12 protein-coding genes are annotated in these 8,852 nt (G+C 64.2%); 3 read left to right on the forward strand and 9 right to left on the reverse strand.

Annotated features, from left to right (window positions below):
• The 3 genes from WBB85_RS05025 to WBB85_RS05035 form a co-directional block, all read right to left on the reverse strand.
• Positions 1–1,339 (reverse strand): trimethylamine methyltransferase family protein (locus WBB85_RS05025; RefSeq protein WP_432637530.1); only part of this gene is annotated, 1,339 nt, incomplete at its 3' end.
• A 96-nt stretch (positions 1,340–1,435) separates the two neighbouring features.
• Positions 1,436–2,146 carry an HAD family hydrolase gene (locus tag WBB85_RS05030; RefSeq protein WP_432637531.1) on the reverse strand — a complete coding sequence of 237 codons (711 nt, stop codon included), beginning with the start codon at positions 2,144–2,146 and terminating at the stop codon, positions 1,436–1,438.
• A gap of 84 nt (positions 2,147–2,230) precedes the next feature.
• Complete coding sequence (locus WBB85_RS05035) at positions 2,231–2,518, reverse strand: DUF3572 domain-containing protein (RefSeq protein ID WP_432637532.1); 288 nt, start codon at positions 2,516–2,518, stop codon at positions 2,231–2,233.
• A 94-nt stretch (positions 2,519–2,612) separates the two neighbouring features.
• On the opposite strand from WBB85_RS05035, the gene WBB85_RS05040 reads away from it, so the two are divergent.
• Positions 2,613–3,992: a diguanylate cyclase domain-containing protein gene (locus tag WBB85_RS05040; protein WP_432637533.1), complete on the forward strand. Its 1,380-nt coding sequence runs from the start codon at positions 2,613–2,615 to the stop codon at positions 3,990–3,992.
• Positions 3,993–4,010: 18 nt separating this feature from the next.
• Here the strand turns inward: WBB85_RS05040 and WBB85_RS05045 are convergent, their stop codons facing one another.
• From WBB85_RS05045 to WBB85_RS05060, 4 genes are all read right to left on the reverse strand, one after another.
• Positions 4,011–4,502 carry a periplasmic heavy metal sensor gene (locus WBB85_RS05045; RefSeq protein WP_432637534.1) on the reverse strand — a complete coding sequence of 164 codons (492 nt, stop codon included), beginning with the start codon at positions 4,500–4,502 and terminating at the stop codon, positions 4,011–4,013.
• 5 nt (positions 4,503–4,507) lie between these two features.
• Entirely contained in the window at positions 4,508–4,843 is a 336-nt protein-coding gene (locus WBB85_RS05050) for a dihydroorotate dehydrogenase (protein ID WP_432637535.1), read from the reverse strand.
• 16 nt (positions 4,844–4,859) lie between these two features.
• Positions 4,860–5,444 carry an RNA polymerase sigma factor gene (locus tag WBB85_RS05055; protein ID WP_432637536.1) on the reverse strand — a complete coding sequence of 195 codons (585 nt, stop codon included), beginning with the start codon at positions 5,442–5,444 and terminating at the stop codon, positions 4,860–4,862.
• A 94-nt stretch (positions 5,445–5,538) separates the two neighbouring features.
• Entirely contained in the window at positions 5,539–6,114 is a 576-nt protein-coding gene (locus tag WBB85_RS05060) for an EF-hand domain-containing protein (RefSeq protein ID WP_432637537.1), read from the reverse strand.
• Between the two features lie 179 nt (positions 6,115–6,293).
• Here WBB85_RS05060 and WBB85_RS05065 point away from each other — a divergent pair, with 179 nt between their 5' ends.
• Complete coding sequence (locus WBB85_RS05065; protein ID WP_432637538.1) at positions 6,294–6,695, forward strand: DUF983 domain-containing protein; 402 nt, start codon at positions 6,294–6,296, stop codon at positions 6,693–6,695.
• Positions 6,688–7,380, forward strand: a complete 693-nt coding sequence (locus tag WBB85_RS05070) for an NUDIX hydrolase (RefSeq protein WP_432637539.1) — start codon at positions 6,688–6,690, stop codon at positions 7,378–7,380. Before WBB85_RS05065 ends, WBB85_RS05070 begins: the two co-directional genes overlap by 8 nt.
• Positions 7,381–7,461: 81 nt before the next feature.
• Here WBB85_RS05070 and WBB85_RS05075 read toward each other — a convergent pair whose 3' ends face one another.
• Entirely contained in the window at positions 7,462–8,355 is an 894-nt protein-coding gene (locus WBB85_RS05075; RefSeq protein WP_432637541.1) for an EamA family transporter, read from the reverse strand.
• 36 nt (positions 8,356–8,391) lie between these two features.
• The coding region (locus tag WBB85_RS05080; RefSeq protein ID WP_432637542.1) for a fatty acid desaturase at positions 8,392–8,852 on the reverse strand (461 nt) is incomplete at its 5' end.

The raw sequence follows: 8,852 nt of genomic DNA on the forward strand, positions 1-8,852 counted from the left end.
TATAGCGGTCCTGCGTATGCTGGCAGCCGAAATAATGCCCCTCAGACCCCACCTCGGCGATTGTCTCGATGGCGATTTCCTCGGGGCCCGTCGCCCATGTCGCGGGTTCCATATAGCGCTGCATCATCTGCAACACCTCGCAGTCCATGACGAACTTCTCGGGGCTCGCGATCAGCCCACCTTCCAGCCAGCCTGCCGCGTGATAGACCATGTTGGTGCCCGATTGCATCGCCGCCCAGAGCGAGTTGCAGGTCTCCCACATCGCCTGACCGTCCGGCACGTTGGCGGCACAAACGCCCGAGGATCGCAGCGGCAATTTGTAGAACCGCGCCATCTGGCCGGTCATCTGTGTGGCGCGCATATACTCCGGCGTGCCAAAAGCGGGGGCGCCGGACTTCATATCGACATTCGACGTAAAAGTGCCGATCCCCACCGCGGCGCCCGGTGCCACATATTGCAGAAGCGCGATCGCGGCCAAAGCCTCGGCAATCGACAGTGTCACCGCGCCCGACATCGTCACCGGCGCCATGGCACCTGCCAGCGTGAACGGCGTCACGATCACCGCCTGCCCGTTCCGCACCAGACGCAAAGCCCCGTCGATCATCGGGAAGTCGTGTTTCAGCGGCGAGACGGAGTTGATGTTGGTATACATATGCGGCGCGGCGCGGAACGCCTCCGCCGACAACCCGCCCGCGATACGCACCATCTCCATCCCGTCCTCGACGCGCTCCTTGCCCAAAGCATAGGCGTGGCAGACCTTGTCGGTCAGAGTCAGCTTTTCATAAAGGCAATCCAGATGGCGGACCGAGGCGTGGACATCGACCGGCTCCACCGGATAGCCACCCGCGAAATGGATGCAGTTGAAATATTGCGTCAGCTTGATGAAGTCGCGAAAGCCTTCCATGAAGCCCGAAACCTTGCCACGTTCCAGATCCCAGTAATTGGGCGGTGAAGAGACATTGCCAAAAAGGATATGCTGGCCACCCAGCGGCAAAGCGCGGTCCGGGTTGCGGGGTGTGATGGTGAACTCGGCGGGGGCGCGGCCCACCATCTCCATCACGAAGTCTTCGTCCATGCGGACATTGTCGCCATCGACCTTGCAGCCGACGGCCTTGAAGATCTCCAGTGCCTCATCGTTCAGGAACCGGATGCCGATCTCACTCAGGATACGCATCGCGCCCTTGTGGATGGCCTGAACGCCCTCGGGGCCCATCGGCTCGACCGGACGATCGGGATTGGCCGGAATGCGCCAGGGCATCTGGTCCACAGCCTTCACCCCGGCCCGTTCGGCATGCCCCGCCCGGCCGCCTGCGCGTTTGCGCCTGATCTCGCTCGTCATGATCGCACCCCTGTTGCGCACAGGCCAAGGATCAAACTCGCGGGAACGGGTTTCGCATCGCTCTGCGACACGTACGCGTCGTTTTCGGGCTGAGGGTCAGGTTTCGGCCATCGCCTGACTGTCGATCCAGTCCGGCAGGTGACCGATATCGGTCAGAACCACATCTGCCAGCGGCGACAAAGCATCCGCCCCGGCAATGCCGGTCAGAACCGCGACCGTGCGCATGCCCGCCGCGCGTCCGGCGATGAGGTCGTGCAGGCTGTCGCCCACCATCGCGACAGTCCCGGGCGCAAGGCCATGCATCCGCGCAAAAGCCAGCAACGGGCCGGGATCGGGCTTTGCCCCATAGCCGCTGTCATAGCCCGAGACGAAGTGGAAAAACGACGCGACACCCGCCTGCCGCAAATGCGCTGTGGCCGGTTCCTCGGCATCGTTGGTTGCCAGGCCCAGTTTCAGGCCACGCGCGGTAAAACCCTCGAAAAGCGGGACAAGCGGGACGGCGGCAACCTGCCGGGTCTCGGCCGAAACCGCGTTCATCCGCGCAACCAGCGTCGCCCGGTCCGCCCCGGGAACATGTTCCAGCAGATGCATCGAAATTTCAGCCGGGGTGCCCGCTATGATCGGGCTGTCGGGAACGAATGTCCCGTCCTCCATATTGAACCCCACCGCCTGACCAAGGCGGGCAGCGAGCGTTTCCGACCCTGCTGACAATTCCATGAAGAACTGCCGCGCCCAGGCCGACCAAGTGGCACGGAAATCGAAAAGCGTTCCGTCCTTGTCGAAGATCAGGCCGTGAATTCCGCTCATCATTTCATCCAACGCACGAAAAGCATTCTCTCTGCAAACTGGCGCAGTGGGCGGCGCAAGGCAAGCCGTGCGATCCCGCTTTGCTTATGTCCAATGCGTCTGCGCGCCGCCCGGCAGCACTTCGCGCGCCGCCATGGGATCGGAATAGGCATATCCCTCGGCATCGCAGAACGCGGCCACCCAGGCATCGTCCATCAAGAGGAAGTCGAGCACTGCGCCCAGAAATTCGGGTTCGGCGGCGCGTTCCTTCAGATCCGCGACCGCCGATCCGCTCGCCCCCAGAAAGACCGGCAGAAGCTCATCATTCCCCACAAGCCAGCCCAGCGCCCTGAGCGCCAGCGTCTCGGCGAATTGCTGCCTATCGCGCTTCATCTGCCCCCACATACCATCCCTTTGGAAAGTATTTCTTAACCATTGCGAACGAAAGATGAGGGCAACGTGCAAGGAAGTAAACCGGAGCGGAAGCGTGGGTGGGAAAATCCTCATTGTCGACGATGTCGCGACGAACCGCATCGTATTGAAAGTCAAACTCGCCGCTGCGTTCTACGAAACGGTTCAGGCGTCAAACGGCACCGAAGCGCTCAACTTTGCGCGGCAGTTACGGCCGGATCTGATTCTGCTGGATATCGAACTGCCGGATATCGGCGGTATCGAAGTGTGCGAGCAGTTGAAGGCCGATCCTGTGACCCGCGACATCCCGATTGTCATGGTGACCGCCTTTCGCGACATGACCCGGAAGATGCAGGCCCTGCGGGCGGGGGCCGAAGATGTCGTGTGGAAACCGCTGGACGAAACCGTATTGCTCGCCCGGATGCGCAGCCTGCTCCGCGCGCGCGAAACCGCACAGCAACTCGGATTGCGTGACTGCACCTATCGCGAACTGGGATTTGCAGAGCCGGTGCAGGCCTTCACCGGTCACGCGGTCGTCGCCCTTGTCGCCGGCCGGCCCGATATCGCACTGGCATGGCGGCGCGATCTGGAACCTTATCTCGATGCCCGTTTTGTCATTCTCGACCGCGAAGCGGCCCTTGGGGATCGCGACCGGCATCCGGTGCCGGATGTCTATGTCGTCGCCGCCGACCTCGCGGGGCACGGCGATGGGCTGATGCTGATGTCCGAGCTCAGGTCGCGCACGATATCGCGCTATTCCTCGGTCTGCGTAATGCTGCCGCCAGAGTCACGTAACACGGCCGCAATGGCGCTCGACCTTGGCGCCAACGATCTGATCGAGGCCACCGCCGATCCAGAGGAGACGGCGCACCGGATCCGCACCCAGATCGAACGCAAGCGGCAATCGGACCTGCTGCGCGATTCCGTTGCGGCCGGGCTGAGGCTTGCCATGACCGACCCGCTGACCGGGCTGCATAACCGCCGCTATGCGCTGCCGCATCTTGCCCGCATCGCCGAACGGGCCGAGACGGCAGGGCGGCAATTCGCGGTCATGGTTCTGGACCTCGACCGGTTCAAGTCGATCAATGACACCTATGGCCATGCCGCCGGTGACGCGGTTCTGGTGGAAGTGGCGCAGCGACTGAAGTCCAACCTTCGCGCCGTCGACCTTCTGGCCCGGATCGGGGGCGAGGAATTCCTTGTCGCCCTGCCTGAAACGTCGCCCGAGGCCGCACAGGCCACCGCCGAACGCCTGCGCCGGGTCATCGGCGAACGACCGGTCCCGCTGGCGAAGGGCGAAGGCAATGTCCCGGTCACCCTGTCGATCGGTCTGGCCATCGGCCCCGCCAAGCAACGGGGGTCGGTTGATGACCTCGTGAACCTTGCCGACCGTGCCCTTCTGGGATCGAAGGCTGAGGGGCGCAACCTCGTCACCGTCTGCCGCACGGCCGCGTGACATCTGCGGGACGGCAACTTATCGCCGCCGGCCGCGCTTCAGCCTTGCATCGATCCGATCGGCGAAATCCGCGCGTTCACTGGCACTCATCTGCCCGATACGTTCGCTCAGCAATCGACGGCCCAGATCGATCCGCTCGGCGATGCGGGTGCCGTGCCGGGCGACGAGTGTATCGACCAGCGCCAGATCCAACGGGTCCTGCCGCAAGGCCTCGGCCAGATCGGTAAAGTCGTCCTGAGCGGCACGGCGCTGCTCGCGGAAATCGGGCGCGGCGGCAAGGAAGGCATCGCGCAACGCCGCGCGATCGCGACGTGTCAGCACCTCGGTGAACAGCCCGACGCCAACATCGCTCACACCACTATGCGGTCTGTGCCAGCGGTGATGCCCGAAAGACGCCCCGACAACCAATGCGATGACGAAAAGGTTCATTGCCAGCGACAGGACGAGGATGATTTTCGTCCAGCGGCCCGCAGCGTTCCTTGTGTCATTTCCGGGTTTCCCGTCGACCATGCCCATCACTCCATTCCCTCTGCCAGCGCGAAATAGTCCGTGCTGGGCAGCAACTCCACGGCGTCATCCGCCCCGAGCAGACCGCCGGTCAGCGCATTCGGATCGGCCAGCCCCGCATATCCGATCCAGAGACCGGCCACGGTTGCCGTTGCCAGCCCGCCAAAGCCCTGCCACCCCCCAAGCGCAGCGGTAAGCCGCGCCCAGAGCGGTTCGAAAAAGTCCCGCCCTGCGGCGGCTGGTCGCGGCTGCACCCGCTCTGCATCCGCAACAAGCCGTTCCATGAACGCATTGGACGGAACCGGCGCATGGCGCTGTCCGGCCGCAAACAATTCTGTCAGCATTCTCTCGTCATCTTTTTCAGTCATCGCCATATCCCAGCTCAGTGCGCCGCCCTGACAGCGCCTCTGTCAATCCCCGCTTGCCCCGCGCGATCAGGCTTTCCACCGCCTCGACCCCGACACCCATGATCCCGGCGATCTCGGGATTGCCGAGCCCCTCCAGATGGCGCAGGACGACTGCCTGACGTTGCCGGTCGGGCAGGTCCATAAGCGCCAGGTCAAGCGCGGCTGCGCGGTCTGCCTCGATCATGCGTCCGACCGCACCCGGCGCCGCGTCCACCGGTTCCGGGGCGGCATCGAGCGGCACGGAACGCCGCCTGCGCAGGCGGTCCGTGGCAAGGTTCGCCACCACCCGATAAAGCCAGGTCGACACTTTCGCACCTCCGCCCTGCCAGTCCGGCGCCTGTTTCCACAGCCGCAGCATCGCCTCCTGCGCGACATCCTCGGCCTCGGCCAAGTCACCGAGCATACGGTAGGCCACCCTGAGCGCGATGGGTGCGAGCCGCCCGGTCAATACCCGCGCGGCCACAGGATCACCGCGGCCGTAAAGCGCCAAAAGCGCCTCGTCCGATCGGTCATCTTCGGCGTCAAAGGCCATTGCCATCCTTCCAAAGACCTAGACCGGATATGCGTCATCCACAAATCCGATCGCACCGGGGCGCTGCCGCAGCCACGCCCCGGATATCCGACGATCATGATTAATCGGACGCGCCCGTATCACCCCAGCCGAACCAGCCACCCATCGGGTGGCCATGCCAACCAGAACGGCCGCCCTTGCCGAAGCCCTGCCCGCGCTTCCCCTGCATCCGCTCCTGCATCGCGCTGAATTCCGCCTCGCTCACGGCCCCATCTCCGTCCGCATCGGCGCGATCAAAGAGGCGTGTATGGGCGGGCGGCGCAACGATCTCTACCGCGCTCAACTTGCCGTCGCCATCCAGGTCGCGCATCGCAAACTGCTGATCGATCATGGCGGTGATATGGGCCTGCATCTTGGCTGTCGCAAAGGCGGTCGCCTCTTCCTTTGAGATCATGCCGTCGCCGTCGCTATCAAACCCCGCAACCGATGCCTTGCGATGCGCATCAATTTCTGCCTGCGTGATCTTGCCATCGCCATCAGCATCCACCGCAGCGAAATCGAAACCACCCATCATCGCGCCGCCCATCATGCCGCCGCGCATGCCGCCCCGGTCATGTGCCGTCACAAGCGTCGGCACGGCAACCGCTGCAGCGCCAAGAAGAACGGCCGTCGTGGCAAGTGATGCTCTGAGTTTCATCCTCAATCCTTTCTGTCTCGTTCCGGCCGGGCCTATCCGGCCGCCTGATCATCAAACGCCCGTGCTGCATGTTTCCGTCGCAGCTTCGGCGGGAACCGCGACATTTTCTCCCCCGGTTTCCGCCTGCCCTTCGCAACGGGCCGGTTCGGTGCTAAATCTGCCAGAACAGGAGAACGCCGATGACCGACACCGCCCTTCCCGACGACGATGATCGCCCGATGCGCCCCGCGATGCTCTGCGGCTGGCGTCGGCGCTGCCCGAATTGCGGCAAGGGGGCGATGTTCTCAGGCTATCTGAAGGTCCGCGACTGCTGTGCGGCCTGTGGCGAGGATCTGCACCACCACCGGGCTGATGACGGGCCCGCCTATCTGACCATCCTGATTGTCGGGCATCTGATGGCGCCCTTGATCATGTGGGCCTTCGTAAAGTTCCGTCCCGATCCGCTGGTCCTGTCCTCGGTCTTCGCGTTTGGCTGTGTCGCGCTGTCGCTGTTCCTGCTGCCGCGTCTCAAGGGCGTGGTCGTCGCGATCCAGTGGGCCAAGCGCATGCATGGCTTCGGCACAGAACCAGCCCATGGCTGACCGGACCGCAGAGGCCGCCGTGCCGATCCGTGATGCGGCGACCGTGCTTCTGATGCGCCGCGACGGAGGGAACGGCCCGGCAATCCTGATGGGCCAGCGCGGCGCGGGCGCAGTCTTCATGCCGAACAAATACGTCTTTCCCGGCGGCGCGCTGGACGCCGCAGACGCAGGCGTGACGCTGGCAAGCCCGCTTTGCGAGACCTGCACCGCGCGCCTCGCGCTTGATGCCCCGTCCGGTCTGGCCGCCCCGCTTGCAGTTGCCGCGATCCGCGAATTGTGGGAGGAAACCGGGCTGGTTCTGGGGACATCCGGCGCGTGGCCCGCACCGGTGCCAGAGGACTGGCACGGCTTTGCCGCAACCGGTCATCTGCCCGCCGCGGCGCCCTTGAACTTCGTCTTCCGCGCGATCACCCCGCCCGGCCGTCCGCGCCGCTTCGATGCGCGCTTCTTTCTGGCTGACGCCGTCCATGTGATGGGCGATCCGGACGACTTTTCACAGGCGTCGGACGAGCTGTCGCATCTGCATTGGGTGCCTCTGACCGAGGCGCGCAAGCTGAACCTGCCCTTCATCACCGAAGTGGTTCTGGGCGAGATCGCGGCCCTTGCCGACCAAAGCGGACCGCCCGGCAGCGTGCCGTTCTTTGACAATTCCAGCGATACGCCCCGGTTTCGCAGGCTGGCCTGATCCAAAGGTGCGCACGGGGCACAAGGCCCCGCGCGCAAGACATCTGTCGCGCCCTTCGCCGTAGCGAAGGGTGCTCCGGTTTCAGCCGAAACTGAGAACGATCAGCAGCACCGAGAGAATGACAAGCCCAATGCCAAACGCCTCGCGCCCAAGCAACCGTTCCCGGAAGACCAGAACCGAGGCGATCATGGTAAAGACGATCTCTGCCTGCCCCAGAGCCCGCACATAGGCCGCGTTCTGCAATGAGAAGGCCGTGAACCAGCCGAGCGATCCGGCCATGCCGGTCAGCCCGACAAACACGGTCCGGCGCCAGCGCGCCAGGACACGCGACAATTCCCCCGGTTCGCGCCAGACAAGCCAGCCGGACATGACGATGGTTTGCATCACCGTCGCGGCCGCAAGCGCCAGCAGGGCCCGCAGAAAGAAGGGCAGCGGCATCAATTCCAGCGTTGCCCCCCGATAGCCGATGGCCGAAAGCCCGAAGAGCCCGCCCGCCAGGAGCCCGTAAATCACCGGCCGCCCGAAAAACCGCGCGCCCTCCTCGCCGCCGCGCGACATCAGCATGACACCGCCAAACCCGATCGAGATCGCGACCCAGCCTGTCGCACTGACCGCCTCACCCAGAAGCAGCGCGGAAAACAATGCCACCTGCACCGTTTCGGTTTTGGTGAAGGCCACGCCAACTGCGAAATTGCGCAACGAAAACAGCGCGACCGTCAGAAAGGTCGCAGCGATCTGGGCGATCCCGCCCAACGCGATCCAGCCCCAGAAGGTCAGCCCGGGCCGGGGCAGATCATCGCCCGTTACGGCAAGCGCGAGGCCCGACAGGGCACAGGCCGCAGGTGCCGCAAAAAGAAACCGCGAAAAGGTCGCGCCACCGGTCGACAGCCCCAGCCCCTTCAGTTGCTTTTGCAATATCAAGCGCAGCGTCTGCATCGCCGCGGCGGCCAGCGTGAAGAGGACCCAGAGACTCATGCCCCCCTTCTGTCACGCGCCGCGCGCCGGGGAAAGCTACTGCGACGGACGCAGCGGATGCGGGACCGGATCCTTGGGCGTCAGGAAGTACTGCCGGAAGATCGCCGTATAGGACGGGTAGACATAGCCCTCATTCCGTTTCAGGAACCCGTCGCGGTTTTCGGCATAGAGAGCGGGCAACCGGTACCAGGCAACGCATGGCCGGGTATGGTGCACCGTATGGAGGTTGTTGTTGAGAAAGAGGAAGGGCAAGAGCCCCCGCCCCTCGACAATGACCGAGCGGCCCCGGGCCAGCTCATGCGCCCTGTGTTCCAGAAAAGTGCGGATCTTCAGGATGGCCATGCCGGAATAGGCGGCGGCAGGATAAAGAAGGGGTGGCGTTCCGGTTGCTGCGATCCATATGCAGATCCCAATCAACCCGGCACCGTGCAGCGCCCAGTCGCGCGCAATGACCCGGTCGCCTGCCAGAACTGCTCGAAAATCACTGACCAGCAGCG

Source organism: Albidovulum sp. (assembly GCF_049646345.1).
Classification (GTDB): Bacteria; Pseudomonadota; Alphaproteobacteria; order Rhodobacterales; family Rhodobacteraceae; genus Albidovulum.

Coding starts and splice junctions, on each gene's coding strand:
- WBB85_RS05030 (WP_432637531.1), bottom strand. CDS start 2,146: ATGAGCGGAATTCACGGCCTGATCTTCGACAAGGACGGAACGCTTTTC.
- WBB85_RS05070 (WP_432637539.1), top strand. CDS start 6,688: ATGGCTGACCGGACCGCAGAGGCCGCCGTGCCGATCCGTGATGCGGCG.
- WBB85_RS05045 (WP_432637534.1), bottom strand. CDS start 4,502: ATGGTCGACGGGAAACCCGGAAATGACACAAGGAACGCTGCGGGCCGC.
- WBB85_RS05055 (WP_432637536.1), bottom strand. CDS start 5,444: ATGGCAATGGCCTTTGACGCCGAAGATGACCGATCGGACGAGGCGCTT.
- WBB85_RS05035 (WP_432637532.1), bottom strand. CDS start 2,518: ATGAAGCGCGATAGGCAGCAATTCGCCGAGACGCTGGCGCTCAGGGCG.
- WBB85_RS05050 (WP_432637535.1), bottom strand. CDS start 4,843: ATGCTGACAGAATTGTTTGCGGCCGGACAGCGCCATGCGCCGGTTCCG.
- WBB85_RS05065 (WP_432637538.1), top strand. CDS start 6,294: ATGACCGACACCGCCCTTCCCGACGACGATGATCGCCCGATGCGCCCC.
- WBB85_RS05075 (WP_432637541.1), bottom strand. CDS start 8,355: ATGAGTCTCTGGGTCCTCTTCACGCTGGCCGCCGCGGCGATGCAGACG.
- WBB85_RS05060 (WP_432637537.1), bottom strand. CDS start 6,114: ATGAAACTCAGAGCATCACTTGCCACGACGGCCGTTCTTCTTGGCGCT.